This window comes from Bacillus sp. EKM501B (genome assembly GCF_011800505.1).
Taxonomy (GTDB): domain Bacteria; phylum Bacillota; class Bacilli; order Bacillales; family Bacillaceae_G; genus Bacillus_A; species Bacillus_A cereus.
On record NZ_JAALFZ010000077.1, the window covers coordinates 1 to 287 of the forward strand.

The following is a 287-nucleotide window of genomic DNA, read 5'->3' on the forward strand; positions in this document are numbered from 1 at the left end:
TGCTTTTTTGCAGAAGGAAATAATCAAGAACTTGAAATAATGGCAATAGATTTTATTAAGGAACCTGGTGATCGTATTCAGGGGCCTATGGTTCAAACGAAATTATTACGGGGCACTACAACAGATATGTTAGTTGTGAAATTGTCTCATCTATGTTCAGATGGTGCAGGAGTCAAGGAATATATTAAATTGCTTGGAATGATATATACTCACCTTTCATTGGGACGGTCTAAGAAGCAAATTATAAAGGAATTTGATGAGGGAAATGAGAGTTGTCGAGATCAATC

Annotated in this window: 1 pseudogene; it reads left to right on the forward strand. The window is 35.9% G+C overall.

The window, feature by feature from the left end:
• Positions 1 to 287: pseudogene (locus HFD78_RS29195) on the forward strand (hypothetical protein); the annotation flags it as partial.